Source organism: Arthrobacter sp. AIWTK1, from assembly GCF_056680535.1.
On the sequence record NZ_CM155287.1, the window covers coordinates 167,043 to 183,215 of the forward strand.

Annotated in this window: 16 protein-coding genes; 15 read left to right on the forward strand and 1 reads right to left on the reverse strand. The window is 67.4% G+C overall.

Translation table 11 applies throughout. The features are described 5' to 3' along the window. Positions 1-100: 100 nt before the first annotated feature. Positions 101-589, reverse strand: a complete 489-nt coding sequence (locus AC1MDG_RS00855; protein ID WP_209741677.1) for an inorganic diphosphatase — start codon at positions 587-589, stop codon at positions 101-103. 152 nt (positions 590-741) lie between these two features. Between AC1MDG_RS00855 and dacB the strand changes: the two genes are divergently transcribed. The 15 genes from dacB to AC1MDG_RS00930 all read left to right on the forward strand — a co-directional run bounded on the left by dacB (position 742) and on the right by AC1MDG_RS00930 (position 16,151). Further along, positions 742-2,214, forward strand: coding sequence for a D-alanyl-D-alanine carboxypeptidase/D-alanyl-D-alanine endopeptidase (gene dacB / locus AC1MDG_RS00860; RefSeq protein ID WP_479806882.1), 1,473 nt, complete (start codon positions 742-744; stop codon positions 2,212-2,214). Positions 2,215-2,360: 146 nt separating this feature from the next. Beyond that, a complete protein-coding gene (locus AC1MDG_RS00865; RefSeq protein WP_479806883.1) occupies positions 2,361-3,479 on the forward strand; it encodes a zinc-dependent metalloprotease in 1,119 nt (372 codons plus the stop codon). A 69-nt stretch (positions 3,480-3,548) separates the two neighbouring features. Next, positions 3,549-4,610 (forward strand): tRNA lysidine(34) synthetase TilS, encoded by a 1,062-nt coding sequence (gene tilS / locus AC1MDG_RS00870; RefSeq protein ID WP_479806884.1) that lies wholly within the window; start codon positions 3,549-3,551, stop codon positions 4,608-4,610. Between the two features lie 29 nt (positions 4,611-4,639). Continuing rightward, positions 4,640-5,191, forward strand: coding sequence for a hypoxanthine phosphoribosyltransferase (gene hpt / locus AC1MDG_RS00875; RefSeq protein WP_011690021.1), 552 nt, complete (start codon positions 4,640-4,642; stop codon positions 5,189-5,191). A 204-nt stretch (positions 5,192-5,395) separates the two neighbouring features. Further along, positions 5,396-7,465, forward strand: coding sequence for an ATP-dependent zinc metalloprotease FtsH (gene ftsH / locus AC1MDG_RS00880; protein WP_043476768.1), 2,070 nt, complete (start codon positions 5,396-5,398; stop codon positions 7,463-7,465). 9 nt (positions 7,466-7,474) lie between these two features. Next, positions 7,475-8,119: a GTP cyclohydrolase I FolE gene (gene folE, locus AC1MDG_RS00885; protein ID WP_479806885.1), complete on the forward strand. Its 645-nt coding sequence runs from the start codon at positions 7,475-7,477 to the stop codon at positions 8,117-8,119. Between the two features lie 10 nt (positions 8,120-8,129). Next, complete coding sequence (gene folP / locus AC1MDG_RS00890; protein WP_479806886.1) at positions 8,130-9,065, forward strand: dihydropteroate synthase; 936 nt, start codon at positions 8,130-8,132, stop codon at positions 9,063-9,065. A gap of 9 nt (positions 9,066-9,074) precedes the next feature. Then, a complete protein-coding gene (folB, locus tag AC1MDG_RS00895) occupies positions 9,075-9,434 on the forward strand; it encodes a dihydroneopterin aldolase (protein ID WP_043476775.1) in 360 nt (119 codons plus the stop codon). Further along, positions 9,431-9,985 (forward strand): 2-amino-4-hydroxy-6-hydroxymethyldihydropteridine diphosphokinase, encoded by a 555-nt coding sequence (folK, locus tag AC1MDG_RS00900; protein ID WP_043476777.1) that lies wholly within the window; start codon positions 9,431-9,433, stop codon positions 9,983-9,985. Before folB ends, folK begins: the two co-directional genes overlap by 4 nt. A 3-nt stretch (positions 9,986-9,988) precedes the next feature. Further along, positions 9,989-10,516 carry a DUF3180 domain-containing protein gene (locus AC1MDG_RS00905; protein WP_479806887.1) on the forward strand — a complete coding sequence of 176 codons (528 nt, stop codon included), beginning with the start codon at positions 9,989-9,991 and terminating at the stop codon, positions 10,514-10,516. Next, the gene (locus AC1MDG_RS00910; protein WP_479806888.1) at positions 10,497-11,009 is read left to right on the forward strand and encodes a PH domain-containing protein; all 513 of its coding nucleotides are present in this window, start codon (positions 10,497-10,499) and stop codon (positions 11,007-11,009) included. The genes AC1MDG_RS00905 and AC1MDG_RS00910 overlap by 20 nt, the downstream gene beginning before the upstream one ends. Then, on the forward strand, positions 11,006-12,670 hold the full coding sequence (locus AC1MDG_RS00915; RefSeq protein ID WP_479806889.1) for a PH domain-containing protein: 1,665 nt from the start codon (positions 11,006-11,008) through the stop codon (positions 12,668-12,670). The genes AC1MDG_RS00910 and AC1MDG_RS00915 overlap by 4 nt, the downstream gene beginning before the upstream one ends. Beyond that, positions 12,663-13,598 (forward strand): Rossmann-like and DUF2520 domain-containing protein, encoded by a 936-nt coding sequence (locus AC1MDG_RS00920; protein WP_479806890.1) that lies wholly within the window; start codon positions 12,663-12,665, stop codon positions 13,596-13,598. Before AC1MDG_RS00915 ends, AC1MDG_RS00920 begins: the two co-directional genes overlap by 8 nt. Before the next feature lies 1 nt (position 13,599). Beyond that, the gene (locus AC1MDG_RS00925) at positions 13,600-14,529 is read left to right on the forward strand and encodes a 4-phosphopantoate--beta-alanine ligase (protein ID WP_043476791.1); all 930 of its coding nucleotides are present in this window, start codon (positions 13,600-13,602) and stop codon (positions 14,527-14,529) included. 128 nt (positions 14,530-14,657) lie between these two features. Then, a complete protein-coding gene (locus AC1MDG_RS00930; protein WP_479806891.1) occupies positions 14,658-16,151 on the forward strand; it encodes an MDR family MFS transporter in 1,494 nt (497 codons plus the stop codon). Positions 16,152-16,173: the final 22 nt, after the last annotated feature.

Below are 16,173 nucleotides of genomic sequence, written 5' to 3' on the forward strand. Positions count from 1 at the left end.
CCAACCGTCAACAGCGCGAACGGACACTTGAGGCCCCGGAATCCGCAGATTACAGGGCCTCAAGTGTCCGTTCGCGCTAGTACGCGAGGCGGTGGAATTGCTAGTGAGCTGCCGGAACGTAGCGCTTGATGGATGCTTCCAGTTCGGCTTCGGCAGCGGCGCGGTCGCCCCAGCCTTCGGCCTTGACCCACTTGCCCGGCTCCAGGTCCTTGTAACGGGTGAAGAAGTGCTCGATTTCCTTGATCAGGTATTCGCTGACGTCGCTGACCTCTTTGATGTGGTCGAAGCGGGCGTCGACGGGCACGCAGAGAACCTTGGCGTCCCCGCCGCCGTCGTCCGTCATGTTGAACACGCCGATGGGTCGTGCTTCAACGATGACGCCCGGGTGCAGATCGAAGTCCTGCAGGAGCACCAGTGCGTCCAGCGGGTCGCCGTCTTCGCCGAGGGTGTTCTCGAAGAAACCGTAGTGGGTGGGGTACTGCATGGAGGTGAACAGGACACGGTCCAGGCGGACGCGGCCGGTCTCGTGATCGACTTCGTACTTGACGCGTGATCCCTTGGGGATCTCGATGGTCACGTCATGCTTCATGGAATGCTCCTCGACTTCAGGGGTGTTCGCGGCACACAGAAAGACCGGAAAAAGGAGTGTCGGTGCCGCCGACTACTATTGAGGATATAGCGATAGGCCCAGGTTTCATGAACTAGTGGGGACATTTCAGGACTATAAGGACCAACAGCAGCATGAAACGCATGATGAGCCGCGCGGCCAGGCATCCCTGGTTTGCGAGCATCGGGCGGCAACTGCCGATGGTGCTGCTGGCCATCCTTATTGTGGCGCTCGCCGTCCCGGCTGCCATGCTCGTCGCACCCGCCTTTACCGGCCGGGGCGCCAGCCCGGAAGGCGCTGCGCCCGCGGTTCCGGCCTGGCAGCAGGTCCCGCGGGACCTTTCCCTCCCGCAGGGCATCTCACCCCTTAAGGACTCGGCCCCGGTCCCGTGGCCGGACACGCTCGCCGCCCGGCTCAATGCCACGCTAAAGACCGACGGCGCCGGGTCATTTACCGGCGTAGTGCAGGACGCCGCCACCGGCCAGGTGCTGTACAACCGGAACGGCTCGGACGGCAGGGTGCCCGCCTCCAACATGAAGCTCCTGACGGCCGCCGCCGCTCTCCGCGCCATCGGACCGGATCAGCGCTTCAGCACCAGGGTGGTAGCGGGCGCCGACGAGGGGTCGGTGGTCCTGACCGGCGGCGGGGATGTCCTGCTGGGTGCGGGAGAGTCATCCCCGGACGCCGTGATGGGCCACGCCGGACTGTCCACGCTGGCCCGGCTCACCATCGCGTCCCTTCAGGAAAGCAGCATCAAGGGTCCGGTGCAGGTTCGGCTGGACGACTCCTTATTCACCGGTCCCGCGCTGAATCCGACGTGGAGCCCGGAGGACGTGGCCGCAGGCGAGACCGCGCCACTGTTCCCGCTGGCCCTCAACTCGGCGCGGTACGACCCCGCCGTCACCACCGGACCGCGCCCGCAGGACGCAGCCATGGGCGCCGCGGAGGCGTTCTCCGCCCAGCTCACCGCTGCAGGCGCCGCTGCCGGGTTGTCCGTCACGCCCGGCGTCGAGCGTGCCAAAGCCCCGGAATCCGGCAAAGTGCTGGCCGAAGTCCAGTCCGCCACGCTCCGCCAGCAGGTGGACCTGATGCTGCAGACCTCGGACAATTATCTGGCCGAGGTGGCGGGCCGGATGACCGCCGTCGCCATGGGACAACCCGGCAGCAATGACGGCGCCACTGCCGCCGTGTACAAACAGGTGCAGGACCTGGGAATCCCCACCGACGGACTCCTCATGGCGGACGTCTCCGGCCTGTCGCTGGGCAACCAGGTGTCGGCCGGCCAGCTCTCGGAGGTCGTCCGGGCCATCACGTCCGGTGCCGAACCCAGCCTCCGGGCTGCCATCGGAGGCTTTCCCGTGGCAGGCCTTACCGGAACGCTGGGCAGCAGGTACACCGACGCATCCACTGAAGGCGGTGCGGGGCTGGTTCGGGCCAAGACCGGAACCCTGAACTCCGTGATTGCCCTCAGCGGCTACGTTGTGGACGCCGACGGCCGCCTCCTGGTGTTCTCCATTATAGGGAACGGGCTGGAGCCCGGCGCGGCGGGGAACAGGACGGCGCTGGACCTCACGGCGTCAGCACTGGCCTCCTGCGGCTGCCGCTAGCCGGCGGGATCGTGCTCAGCAGTGCCGCCATGACAACGGCGGACAGGACGGACCTCCAGTTGTTGCACTGACCCAGGCTCATTGAACCGTTCGCCGGTCAGCGAACTTAACGCGCAACCGCGGGGTGCTGTGATCTGATGGACGCTATGGAGTCAACTGCAGGCGATTCATCAGTACAGGCCCAGGCATTGATCAACTGGGAGCTCGCAGCGTCAACAGCCGCGCGCCTGGCTCCGGCGGGCCCGTCGCTGGGATCCGCCGAAATCGGGGCGGCCGTGGAGAACCTGCGCCTCATGGCGGATATTTCCGTGCCGCACGTCCATGACATCACCGGGCTCGAGGCCGCGCGGGATCTCCGTGATTCCTCTGTGCTGGTGGTGGACCGCGCCTCCTGGGCCAAGGCCAACACGCAAAGCTTCGCCGTCATGCTGAAGCCTGCCATGGAAAAAATGCTGGAGGGCCGCCACGGAGCCATGAGCCCGGGTGCCGCGTCCGTCAGCGGCGCCATCACGGGAAGCCAGTTGGGTGCTGTGCTTGCCTTCCTGTCCAGCAAGGTCCTGGGACAGTACGATCCCTTCTCGGCGCTCGCCGAAGACTCCACCGCCCCGGCAGCCGGACGCCTCCTGCTGGTCGCGCCGAACATCGTCCAGGTGGAGCGCGAACTCAACGTCACCCCCGAGGACTTCCGGCTGTGGGTCTGCCTGCACGAGCAGACGCACCGCGTGCAGTTTGCGGCCGCACCCTGGCTGCGCCACCACATGCTGAGCGAAATCGACACCCTCAGCGAACACCTGCTGGGCAACGTCGACACCCTCCTCGAGCGCGCGTCTGCAGCGGCCCGGTCACTCAAGGACCGCACAGCCGCCGGAACCGCCCCGGGACGCGGCGCCATCCTGGACCTGCTGCAGGACCCGGAGGAGAAGGCCTCCCTGTCGCACCTGACCGCCGTGATGAGCCTGCTGGAGGGCCACGCCAACGTGGTCATGGACGCCGTCGACGCCAGCATCGTTCCGTCCGTCAAGACCATCCGGCAGCGCTTCAACGCCCGCGGCAAGGACCGGGGCGTCGTGGAGAAGTTCATCCGCAGCCTGCTGGGCCTCGATGCCAAGATGCGCCAGTACACGGACGGCGCCAAGTTCGTCCGCGCCGTGGTGGACGTGGCCGGCATGGAAGGCTTCAACCGGGTCTGGGAATCCGCTGCGAACCTGCCCACGGAACCGGAAATCCATGACGCCAAGCTCTGGCTCGAGCGGATGGGGCACTAGTTGTCCCACCCTCCCGGCGGACGACGGCGGCCCGGCCGGCTGTCGCCCGTCGTCGGCAAGGCGCGCAAAATGCTGCAGAACGCCCTGGCCGACGCCGGCTACCCCGAACGGGTGCTCGTCGCCTGCAGCGGCGGCCCGGATTCGCTGGCCCTCGCGGCCGTCGCGTCCTACTTCGGCCGCCGCGGCCACGTTGACGGCCACCCCGTGTCGGTGGGTGCCGTCGTCGTCGACCATCAGCTGCAGCCCGGCTCCGCCGGCGTCGCCGCCCACACCGCCGACGTCCTCCGGGACCTGGCCCTTTCCCCCGTGGAAGTGCGGCGCGTGGACGTCGCATCCACCGGGATCGGCCCCGAAGCCGCGGCACGGGACGCCAGGCACGCGGCCCTGGAGCACGCTGCCGCCCAGGCCGGTGCCGGCGTGATCCTCCTCGGCCACACGCTGGACGACCAGGCGGAACAGGTATTGCTCGGCCTGGCCCGGGGCTCCGGAACGCGTTCGCTGGCGGGAATGCGGCCGGTCCGCGGACTCCTGCTCCGGCCGTTCCTGGGCCTCCGCCGTGCCGACACCCTGGAGATCTGCGCCGTCGAGGGACTGGACCCGTGGCATGACCCCAGTAACGCCGACCCCTCCTTTGCCCGGTCCCGCACACGGGTGGAGGTCCTTCCCATGCTGGAGGAAAAACTCGGCCCCGGGGTCGCGGAGTCCCTCGCCAGGACGGCCGCCATCCTGCAGCTGGACGCCGACTACCTCGACGACGTGGCGAACAGCACGTACGAGCAGCTGGCGGAGCATTCCGGCGTCGAAATCCGCCTGCCCGAAGCCGCGCTCGGTGAGCTGGCCCCTGCCATCCGGTTCCGAGTGATCGCCAAGGCAGCCGCCGCCGTCGGAGGCCAGCAGCCGAGCTATCAGCGGCTGCTGGCCGCGGAGGCGCTCCTGCGCCGGCAGGGTTCCGCCGGCCCGGTGGAACTTCCCGGCGGAGTGAGCGCCTACCGGCTGTCGCTGGCGCAAATCCTCGCCGGCGAAGGACGGAATCCGCCGGAACGGGCGGGGGAGGACGACAACGGCGGTCCCCGTGAGGCCGCCCGCTGTGGGAAGCTAGTATTCCGGCCTCAAAAGCCGCCCCAAAAATAGTCGCACCCGCATCTACACAGGAGCCATTGGTGGATTCAAACGACGTCCAGGCAGACCTCAAGCACGTTCTCTACACCAAGGATCAGATCCAGCAGCGGATTACCGAGCTCGCTGCACAGATCGACAAGGACTACGAGGGCCGGGAGCTCCTCATCGTCGGCGTTTTGAAGGGCGCGGTCATGGTCATGGCAGACCTGGCGCGGGCGCTTCACAGCCACGTTTCCATGGACTGGATGGCAGTTTCCTCCTACGGTTCCGGGACCCAGTCCTCCGGTGTTGTCCGCATCCTCAAGGACCTCGACACCGACCTCATGGGCAAGGATGTGCTGATTGTCGAGGACATCATCGACTCCGGCCTGACGCTTTCGTGGCTCAAGACGAACCTGGAATCCCGCGGCACCGCGTCCGTGGAAATCTGCACCGCCTTCCGCAAGCCCACGGCTGCCAAGGTCCAGATCGACGTCAAGTACGTCGGCTACGACATCCCGAACGAATTCGTGGTGGGCTACGGCCTGGACTACGCCGAGAAGTACCGCAACCTTGACTTCGTGGGCACACTGGCGCCCCACGTCTACGAATAGGCGCATTCCCCGGGATCCCTCCCGGCCGGCCGGACCCCCGCGGGGCCGCGGCCCTGTACCGCTACGCCTAGAGGGAACTTTTGCCTCGCACCGTGCGTGATTCACTCCGAACGGTGTATAGCTAGTAGCTGACGCAGCACCACACGCGCGCAGACCAGTCGCCGTGCAGCACTACCAGGAGGGACGGGGCCAGCCCCCGATCAGATGAAAGCTAAGAGTTTCTTCAAGGGCCCGGGCATCTGGATCGTTGTTGTGGTCGGAATGCTCCTGCTGGCCTTTGCCACGCTCGCCCCCGGCGGGGCCACCCGGATCGACACCAAACCGGGCCTCGAGCTCCTTGCGGACAAGGGCAAGGTGGAACAGGCCAAGATCTTCGACGCGGAGAACCGCGTGGACCTTGTCCTCAAGGACAACCTGGTCATCGACGGGCAGGACAAGGGCAAGAACGTCCAGTTCTTCTTCGTCAACGCCCGCGCCGCGGACGTTGTCAAGGCCGTCACCGATGCCAACCCCTCAAACGGATACACCGACCAGCCCATCGAAAACAACTGGTTCTCCGGGCTGTTCTCCCTCCTGATTCCCGTACTGCTGCTGGGTGTCCTGTTCTGGTTCCTGCTGTCCCGCATGCAGGGCGGCGGATCCAAGATCATGCAGTTCGGCAAGTCCAAGGCCAAGCTGGTTAACAAGGACATGCCCCAGGTGACCTTCAGCGACGTCGCCGGCGCCGATGAGGCTGTAGAGGAACTCCAGGAAATCAAGGAATTCCTCCAGGAACCGGCCAAGTTTCAGGCCGTGGGCGCCAAGATCCCCAAGGGCGTGCTGCTCTACGGCCCTCCGGGTACCGGTAAGACCCTGCTGGCCCGCGCCGTCGCCGGTGAAGCCGGCGTGCCGTTCTTCTCCATCTCGGGTTCGGACTTCGTCGAAATGTTCGTCGGCGTGGGTGCGTCCCGTGTCCGCGACCTCTTCGAGCAGGCCAAGGCCAGTTCGCCGGCGATCATCTTCGTTGACGAGATCGACGCCGTCGGCCGTCACCGCGGCGCCGGAATCGGCGGCGGCAACGACGAACGCGAGCAGACCCTCAACCAGCTGCTGGTTGAAATGGACGGCTTCGACGTCAAGACCAACGTCATCCTGATCGCCGCCACCAACCGCCCCGACGTCCTGGACCCGGCACTGCTGCGCCCGGGCCGCTTCGACCGCCAGATCACCGTTGAAGCCCCGGACCTCGTGGGCCGCGACCAGATCCTGCAGGTCCACGCGAAGGGCAAGCCGATGGCGCCCGGCGTCGACCTCAAGGCCGTTGCCAAGAAGACCCCCGGCTACACGGGTGCAGACCTCGCGAACGTCCTCAACGAGGCTGCCCTGCTGACGGCCCGCTCCAACGCCAACCTGATTGACGACCGCGCGCTCGATGAGGCCATTGACCGCGTCATGGCCGGCCCGCAGAAGCGCAGCCGCGTCATGAAGGAACACGAGCGCAAGATCACGGCCTACCACGAAGGCGGACACGCCCTGGTGGCTGCCGCACTGCGGAATTCCGCCCCCGTCACCAAGATCACCATCCTGCCCCGCGGCCGCGCCCTGGGCTACACCATGGTGGTTCCGGAGAACGACAAGTACTCCGTCACCCGCAACGAACTGCTGGACCAGATGGCTTACGCCATGGGCGGCCGCGTGGCCGAGGAAATCGTCTTCCACGATCCGTCCACCGGCGCCTCCAACGACATCGAAAAGGCCACGTCAACGGCCCGCAAGATGGTCACGGAGTTCGGCATGAGCGAACGCGTCGGTGCAGTGCGCCTGGGCCAGGGCGGCGGTGAGCCGTTCCTGGGCCGCGACGCCGGCCACGAGCGCAACTACTCGGACCAGATCGCCTACATCGTGGACGAGGAAGTGCGCCGCCTGATCGACCAGGCGCACGACGAGGCCTACGCGATCCTCACCGAGAACCGCGACATCCTGGATTCCTTGGCCTTGGAACTCCTTGAGCGGGAAACCCTCAACCAGGCCGAAATTGCGTACGTCTTCCGGGACATCCGCAAGCGTGACTTCCGTGAAGTGTGGCTCTCCAAGGAAACCCGGCCGGTACAGGCGGCCGGTCCCGTGGAGTCCCGGCACGAGCGGGCCGAACGTGAGGCCCAGGAGGAAGCCAAGGAAGCCCGCCTGGAGGAACCGCTGGACGCCCGGCCGCCGCACCCGCAGGGCGTGGCAGGCCAGGAGACCTTCGGCGGCGGTGTTACGGACGTCAGCACCGACGGACCGCAGCACGGCTAAGCTTCTGCTGTGAATCATTTCGACGACGACGACGTTTCCACCACCTCCGATCCCTCGGCTGCGGGCCACTCGCGCCATGCCGGCCACACCAAGGTTGACCGGCCGAGGATCGAGGCGGCGGTCAGGGAAATCCTGCTGGCGATCGGGGAAGACCCGGACCGCGGGGGCCTTCTGGACACCCCCAAAAGGGTGGCCAAGGCCTACGCTGAGGTCTTCGCCGGCCTGCACCACGACCCCGCGGAAATCCTGTCCACCACCTTCGACCTGGACCATGAGGAACTGGTCCTCGTCAAGGACATTCCGTTCTACTCCACCTGCGAGCACCACCTGGTGCCGTTCCACGGTGTGGCACATGTTGGCTACATTCCGTCCCATGACGGAAAGGTCACCGGGCTGAGCAAGCTCGCCAGGCTGGTGGACATGTTCGCAAAGCGCCCCCAGGTGCAGGAACGGCTCACCACCCAGATCGTCGAAGCACTGGTAACGCACTTGAAGCCGCGCGGAGCGATCGTCGTGGTCGAATGCGAACACCTGTGCATGTCCATGCGAGGCATCCGCAAGCCCGGTGCCAAGACCGTCACCAGCGCCGTGCGCGGTCAACTGCATGACCCGGCCACCCGCGCCGAAGCCATGAGCCTCATACTCGGAAGGTAATAAACAGACTATGGACTCCTTAGCTGCAGCCCCTGGAACCGGACCCGCAACAAGCCCATTGCCCATCCTGCGCAAACCGCGGCCGGCAGCCAAGTTTGAAGATCTCCCCACGGACCGCACGCTGGTGATGGGTATCCTGAACGTCACCCCGGATTCCTTTAGCGACGGCGGCTCGCACCCGACGCCGGACACCGCCATCGCGGCCGGCCTCCGGATGTTCTACGCGGGCGCCGACATCATCGACGTCGGCGGCGAGTCCACGCGGCCCGGTGCCGAGGAAGTCAGCCCCGAAGAGGAACAGCGCCGTGTGCTGCCGGTGGTCGAGGCCATGGTCAAGGCCGGTGCCCTGGTCAGCATTGACACCACCCATGCTTCAACGGCTGCCGCTGCGCTCAAGGCCGGCGCCACCATCATCAACGACGTGTCCGGGCTGACGATGGAGCCGGAGATGGCCGAATTGGCCGCCCGCACCGGCGCCCCGTACGTGCTGACCCACCGCCGCGGCGACGCCAAGACCATGAACTCGCTCACGGACTACGGCAACGTGGCGGAGGACGTCGCCGCTGAACTGGTGGGCGTGCGGGACAAACTGTATGCCGCCGGGGTGTCGCCGGAACAGATCATCGTGGACCCGGGCCTGGGCTTCTCCAAGAACGATGTCCAGAACTGGGAGCTCCTGCGGAACATGGGTCCGCTGGAGGCGCTTGGCCACAGGATTTTGGTGGGAGCGTCCCGCAAGCGCTTCCTGGGTACGTTGCTGACCGTTGCGGGCAAGGCCGCCGCTCCGGGGGAGCGGGACCATGCGACTGCCGCGATCACAGCCATCAGCGCCGCCCGCGGCGCCTGGGCAGTGCGCGTGCACGACGTCGGACCCAGCCTTGACGCCGTCAAGGTTGCCGCACGCCTGTCCGCCGGGCCGCTCGGCCACTCCAGTCCCACCAACTAGGCAGCCATCATGGACACAATCACGCTGAGCGGTGTTACCGCCGTCGGCCATCACGGGGTGTTCGATTTCGAACGCCGCAACGGCCAGCCGTTCATCGTCGATGCCGTTCTGCACCTGGATTTCACCAAGGCCGCCGCCTCGGACGATGTCCTGGACACCGCGCATTACGGCGAGGTGGCCGAACGCATCAAGCACTGGATCACCGGCGACCCGCTCAACCTGATCGAGGCCCTGGCCGTCCGCATCGCGGAAGACCTGCTGCAGGAATTCCCGCTGGCCGCCGTGGACATCACGGTGCACAAGCCCAAGGCCCCCATTGAGGTGGAGTTCGGCGACGTCTCCGTCAGCGTGCATCGGCGGCGGTCATGAACCCCCCGTACTCGAACAACCCTTATGTCCGCGCGGTACTGGCTCTCGGCAGCAACCTGGGGGAGCGGAACGACACCCTGTCCAGCGCCGTTGCCGACCTGGTGGACCGGCCCGAAGTGCGGCTGATCGCGGTTTCCCCGGTGGTGCAGACCAAGGCCGTCGGCGGACCTGAGGGCCAGCCGGACTTCCTGAACATGGTGATCACAGTGGAAACGTCGCTGCCACCGTCGGAGCTGCTGCGCCATTGCCAGTCCGTGGAAAACAAGCACCACCGGGTGCGCGAAGTCAGGTGGGGTCCGCGGACCCTGGACGTTGACATCATCACCTACGGCGACCTGGTGAGTTCGGATCCCGCACTGACCCTGCCGCATCCCCGTGCCGCCGAGCGTGCATTTGTGCTGTACCCGTGGTCGCTCATCGACCCCTCGGCCGAGCTCAACGGCGTGCGGGTGGGCGAACTGGCTGCCAGGGCCGCGGACTTCCCGGATCTTTCCCCCTTCGACGGTTTCGGGGACTTCGACGGCCTTCCCACCGCGGGAGCAGTGGAGTAGGCCGTGAAACCCGTCAATCCATTCCTGCTGATCGTCGTGGGGCTGATCCTGGCCATTGCCGGCTGGTTCGCGACTGTCATGACCACCCGCTACGGCCTGGCCACCCCGGTGCTTCCGCAGACCGGCCTGGTGACCATGGGCGTGATCGTGGTGCTCACGCTGGTGCTGGGGATCCGCGTCCTGCGCTGGCGGAACGGCAAGAAAAAGAAAATGCTGAACCCCATCCTGGCCGCATGGACCCTTGTCCTCGCCCAGGCCTGCGCGTACACCGGAACGGTGCTGCTGGGCTGGCACGCGGGAATCTTCCTGGACCTGCTGAGGCTCTGGAACCTGCGCAGCGACCAGGGGATCACCTGGCTGGCCGCGTCGATGGCAGGCGGAGGCCTGGCCATGATCATCGTGGGCCTGGTCGTGGAACGCTTCTGCCGGATTCCGCCCGAAGACGGTGACGCCGACGGGGCCACGGGAACGCCGGGACGGGGCGCCCGCAAGCCCAAAGGGGAAGGCGAATATGCCTACCGAGGCGATTGATCCGCCGGGGATTTCCTGGCTCCGGGTCTCGCCCAAATACGTGACGGTCCGACTGGTGGAATGGGCGTTCGGGAACCTCATAGCCGTGGCGCTGCTGTCGCTGCCGCTCGTGTTCAGGCTGGCGGGCTGGTGGGAGTGGGTTCCGCTCTGGCTGGCCATCACCGTCCCGGCGGTCACCCTGCTGCTGGCCGTCTGGCGGCTGCTGCTGATTCCCCGCCAGGTGCGGGCCATCGGCTATGCCGAGCGGGACGACGACCTCCTGATCCGCAGCGGCATCTTCTTCCAGCGCACCCTGGTGGTTCCCTACGGCCGGATGCAGTACGTGGACATCGGAGTTGGCCCCGTGGAACGCGGACTCGGCCTGTGCACGCTAAAGCTGCACACTGCCTCGGCCGGAACCAACGCTGAAATTCCCGGCCTGCCGGCCGACGAGGGGGCGCGGCTCCGCGAGCAGCTGTCCGCCCGGGGCGCTGCACGTCTGGCCGGGCTGTGACCCCTGACAGCGCTCTGACACCCGGCAGCGCCGGTACCGGGCCGGCTCCCGGCACTGACGGGCAGGTTTCCGGAAAGCCCGGCGGCGAGTGGCTGCGGGTCCACCCCGCGTCGCCGTTCATCCGGGGATGGGTGGCGCTTGCCGCCATCGGTTTCTTCTTCGGCCGCGATTCCTTTGAGCGCCTCCTGCAGGGCCGCCCGCTCTTGGACGACATGTATACCGGGCGCGTGCCGTTCCTTGTCGCCGGCGGCGGACTGATCCTTCTGCTGGCCGTCCTGGGGTTCATCACCACGTGGTACTTCACCAGGTACCAGGTGGCCGAGGGCTACGTCCGGGTCAACACAGGATTCCTGTTCAAGCAGCAGCGCCAGGCCCGCCTGGACCGGGTGCAGGCCATCGACATCGTGCAGCCGCTCCTGGCAAGGATCTTCGGCCTGGCCGAACTCAAGTTCGAGGTGGCCGACGCCGGCGAATCAGCCGTGCGCCTCGCCTACCTCCGCATTGACGATGCCCGCCAGCTGCGGGCCACCATCCTGGCCCGGGCTGCCGGGCTCGTGCCCGAGCCCGGGCAACCCGAAGCAGCCCTGCCGGAGGCGCCCGAATACGCCGTCCTGTCCGTGCCGCCGTCGCGGTTGGTCGGTTCGCTGCTGCTCAGCGAGCAGAGCTTCTTCCTGGTCCTTGGCGCGGCAGCGTCGGTGGTGCTGTCCGCCGTCACTGAAAGCCGCCAAATCTACTTTTACCTGATCCCGGCGGTCCTGGGCATGGCCGCCGCCTACTGGGGATCATTCAACAAGGGCTACAACTTCACTGCGGCCATTTCGCCGGACGGGATCCGGCTCCGGTACGGGCTGCTGGACACGCAGGCGCAGACCCTGCCGCCGGGCAGGATCCAGGCCGTGAAAGTAACGCAGCCGCCGCTGTGGCGGATCTTCGGCTGGTACCGGATGCAGGTGAATGTGGCCGGCTACGGCGGCCCGGGGAGCAACGGTGAAGGTGCGTCGCGCACCATGCTTCTCCCCGTAGGTGGCCTGGCCGACGTCATGCGGATGCTCTCGCTGGTGCTCCCGGACCCGGGAACGCCCGACCCGGCACGCGTCTTTACGGCCGGCCTGACCGGTATGGCCCCGGCCGGACTCCCTCCGGCCGCTCCGTCTCCGGCCGGTCCGTCTCAGCACGGGGTGATCTCCGAAGAAGCGCCCGACGGCGGGTTCCTCACCAGCCCGCGCCGCGTGCGCCTGTTGGCGCCGCTGGGCTGGCGCCGCAACGGGTTCACCGCCACGGACACTGCACTGCTGATCCGTTCCGGCCGCCTGTGGCGCGAGCTGGTGGTGGTTCCGCACCAGCGCACGCAATCGATGGCCCTGCACCAGGGGCCGCTGGCGAGACGCTTCCGGGTGGCGGACCTGGTGCTGCACACCACGGCCGGCCCGGTGTCACCGCGCGTCATCCAGGCCGGACTGGACGAGGCCCGCGACCTGTTTGACGCCCAGGCCGCCCGCGCCCGGGAAGCCCGCAAACGCCAGACCAGCGAGCAATGGCTCACGCAGGTCGCCCCCGCCACGGTGGTTGAGCCCGTCGAAACCAAGGATCCCGACAAGCTCGATCACCGGCACACGCCCGATCACGCCCAGAACCACCAGGAAGGCCCGCACCATGGCTAAGCCAGGACGCCTCGGCGTCGGTATCATCGGCGCAGGAAAGGTGGGCGCAGTGCTCGGCGCGGCGCTCCGCGCTGCCGAGCACGCCGTCGTCGGGGTTTCCGCGGTCTCGGACGCAAGCCGGGAACGCGCCGAAACCCTGCTGCCCGGCGTGCCGGTACTCGACGTGCAGGACATCGTGGAACGGTCCGAGCTGGTGCTGCTGGCCGTCCCGGACGACGCCCTCGGCGGGCTCGTGGAAGGCCTCGCCAAGCTGGGCGCGTGGCAGCCCGGGCAGCTTGTGGCCCACACCTCGGGCCGCTTCGGCGTGGGTATCCTGCACCCGGTTCGGGCGGCCGGCGCCGTCCCGCTCGCGCTGCACCCCGCTATGACCTTCACCGGAATGAGCCTGGACCTCACCCGGCTGCTGGACTGCACGTTCGGGGTCACGGCGGACGCTGCGATGCTGCCCATCGCGCAGGCGCTGGTGGTGGAGATGGGCGCCGAACCCGTGGTCATCGCGGAAGGCGACCGCACCCAGTACCACGCGGCCCTGGCGCACGGTTCGAACCACCTGGTGACCCTCGTTGCCCAGGCCTCGCAGCTGCTGCGCGAAGTGGGCGTCGAAACCCCCGAGCGCATGCTGGGCCCGCTGCTGCGGGCAACGCTGGAGAATGCCCTTGCTTCCGGGGAGTCGGCCCTGACCGGTCCGGTGGCACGGGGCGATGCCGGCACGGTTGCTGCGCACGCGGAGGCCCTGCGGGAACACGACGCCGGCGCCGGCGGCGATATTCTGGAGGCCTACCTGGCGATGGCACGGGCCACCGCGCGCCGCGCCGGGAGCCGGGGGCTGCTGAAGCCGGACCAGCTGGATGCGATCCGGAAAGCCCTGGACGGCGTTGACAACGACGGTGAGGACAACGACGGCCCGCAGGCCACTGGAGGAAACTGACTTGGCGATCAAACTCGTGACCACCGCGGCGCAGCTGCGGGCCGAAAGCGCACGGCTGCTGACGGAGAAACAGGGCTCGTCGCAGGGCCTCGTTCCCACCATGGGAGCCCTGCACGAGGGCCATGCCAGGCTGGCCCGCACCGCCGTCGAACACAACGACGTAGTGGTGGCCAGCATCTTCGTCAATCCGCTGCAGTTCGGCGAGGCCGTGGACCTGGACCGCTACCCCCGGACCCTCGAAGCGGACATGGAGCTCCTGGACGCCGAGGGCGTGGACCTGGTGTTCGCACCCTCCGTTGAGGAGGTCTATCCGGGCGGCGAGCCCCTGGTCCGGGTGACGGCGGGCCGTCTGGCAGAGAAATGGGAAGGCGCGTCCCGCCCCGGCCACTTCGACGGCGCACTCACGGTGGTGGCCAAGCTGCTGCACTACGGAATTCCGGGGACCGGGCTGCCCGCGGGAGGCGCCTTCGTGACCGGCACCGGTGCGGGCCTGCCGGCGTACCGCGCCTACTTCGGCCAGAAGGACGCCCAGCAGCTCACCCTGGTGCGGCGCATGGTGGCGGACCTGAACTTTCCCGTGGAGATCGTGGCGGTTCCCACGGTCCGTTCCGCTGACGGGCTGGCGTTGAGCAGCCGGAACAGGTTCCTGTCCGGCGAGGAACGCGAGGCCGCCCTGGTGCTGTCCCGGGCGCTGCGCCTCCTCGAAGAGCGCGCCAATGCCCACGAACCGCTGGACCTGGAATCCGCCCAGGCCCTGGTGGAGTCCCAGCCCCTGGTGGGTCTGGATTACTTCGACGTGGTGGACCCGGAGACCCTGGAGCCCCTGGCTGAGAACTGCAGGGAGACGCCGTTCCGCGGTGAAGGCCTGGCTATCATCGCGGCCAAGGTGGGGCCGGTCCGGCTGATTGACAACGTGCCGCTGAGCTCCTGAGCCGCCGGACTTCCCGGCCGGGACAGGATTTTTTCCAGTGACGGGAATTACCCCGGGAGATAGACTGTTGGAATCTGCGGCGACGATGCTCGCCGGAAACCACTTCACATCTCCCTGAGGGAATCCCCATGTCTACAGACGTCTCTTCCAACGCCCACGGCGATCCCGTGGGCCCTGCCGCTGCGGCGACTGAGGCGGTCCCGGCGGCCGGGCCGGTGAAGATGTCCCGCGAGTCGGTCACCATCATCGTCACGCTGCTCGTTGCCACCTTCGTGGTGATCCTGAACGAAACCATCATGAACGTCGCGCTGCAGCGGCTGATGGTGGACCTCGGTGTTGACGCGCCCACGGTGCAGTGGCTGTCCACGGGCTTCATGCTCACCATGGCCGTGGTCATCCCCACCACCGGGTTCATCCTGCAGCGGCTGTCCACCAGGGCCGTCTTTATGCTGGCCATGGGACTGTTTTCGGGCGGCACGCTCCTGGCCGCGCTGGCTCCGGGATTCGAAGTCCTCCTGCTGGCCCGCATTGTCCAGGCCGGCGGCACGGCCATCATGCTTCCGCTCCTGATGACCACCATCCTGACGCTGGTGCCGATCGAACGGCGCGGCGCCGTCATGGGCAACGTGAGCATCGCCATTTCAGTAGCACCGGCCATGGGCCCCACCGTGTCCGGGCTGATCCTGGAACACTTCACCTGGCGCTTCATGTTCGTGTTCGTCCTGCCCATCGCCCTGGCTGCCTTCGCCATCGGGGCCCGCTACCTCACCAACATCGGCGAAACCGAGAAGACCCGGCTGGACATCCTGTCCGTGCTGCTGACCGTTCCCGCCTTCGGCGGACTGGTGTACGGCCTCAGCCAGATCGGCGGAGGCCACGGCGGACAAAGCGGTCCCGGCACCGCAGCGGTGGCCGCGCTCGCCATAGGCCTGGTGGCCATGACGGCATTTGTCTTCCGCCAGCTGAAACTGCAGAGGTCCGACGGCCCCCTGCTGGACCTGCGCGCCTTCAACTTCCGCATGTTCACCGTGTCCGTGCTGCTCCTGGTGGTGGCCATGATCGCCCTGTTCGGCGCCGTCATCCTGCTCCCGCTGTACCTGCAGGAAATCCGCGGCCTGAAGTCCCTGGAGACCGGCCTGGTGCTGCTGCCCGGCGGCCTGGCCATGGGGCTCCTTGGGCCGTTCATCGGCCGCCTCTTCGACAAGGTGGGCCCGTTGCCGCTGACCGTCACCGGTTCCGTCATGATGGTGCTGTCCCTCTGGCAGTTCTCCATGCTGAACGAGGAAACGGCCGTGTGGTGGATTGTGGCGCTGCACGTGGTCCTCAGCCTGGGCCTGGCGCTCCTGTTCACGCCTGCCTTCACCACCGGGCTCAACCCGCTGCCGCCGCACCTCTACTCGCATGGATCGGCCATCATGAGCACGCTCCAGCAGGTGGCCGGTGCCGCCGGAACCGCGCTCCTGGTCTCGATCTACGCCGTCGTGTCCGCCGGGTCAGGCGTCGTCGCCGGCATGCACGCGGCGTTCCTGACGGCCGCCGTCATAGCCGTGGCCGCCGTCGTGCTCTCGGCAATGATGCGCAAGACCGCCGGCGCGGAACACCCGGTGCCCGCAGCCCACTAACCCTTTAAGCGCGAACGGACAC

Coding starts and splice junctions, on each gene's coding strand:
- AC1MDG_RS00855 (WP_209741677.1), bottom strand. CDS start 589: ATGAAGCATGACGTGACCATCGAGATCCCCAAGGGATCACGCGTCAAG.
- dacB (WP_479806882.1), top strand. CDS start 742: ATGAAACGCATGATGAGCCGCGCGGCCAGGCATCCCTGGTTTGCGAGC.
- AC1MDG_RS00865 (WP_479806883.1), top strand. CDS start 2,361: ATGGAGTCAACTGCAGGCGATTCATCAGTACAGGCCCAGGCATTGATC.
- tilS (WP_479806884.1), top strand. CDS start 3,549: ATGCTGCAGAACGCCCTGGCCGACGCCGGCTACCCCGAACGGGTGCTC.
- ftsH (WP_043476768.1), top strand. CDS start 5,396: ATGAAAGCTAAGAGTTTCTTCAAGGGCCCGGGCATCTGGATCGTTGTT.
- folP (WP_479806886.1), top strand. CDS start 8,130: ATGGACTCCTTAGCTGCAGCCCCTGGAACCGGACCCGCAACAAGCCCA.
- folB (WP_043476775.1), top strand. CDS start 9,075: ATGGACACAATCACGCTGAGCGGTGTTACCGCCGTCGGCCATCACGGG.
- folK (WP_043476777.1), top strand. CDS start 9,431: ATGAACCCCCCGTACTCGAACAACCCTTATGTCCGCGCGGTACTGGCT.
- AC1MDG_RS00910 (WP_479806888.1), top strand. CDS start 10,497: ATGCCTACCGAGGCGATTGATCCGCCGGGGATTTCCTGGCTCCGGGTC.
- AC1MDG_RS00920 (WP_479806890.1), top strand. CDS start 12,663: ATGGCTAAGCCAGGACGCCTCGGCGTCGGTATCATCGGCGCAGGAAAG.
- AC1MDG_RS00930 (WP_479806891.1), top strand. CDS start 14,658: ATGTCTACAGACGTCTCTTCCAACGCCCACGGCGATCCCGTGGGCCCT.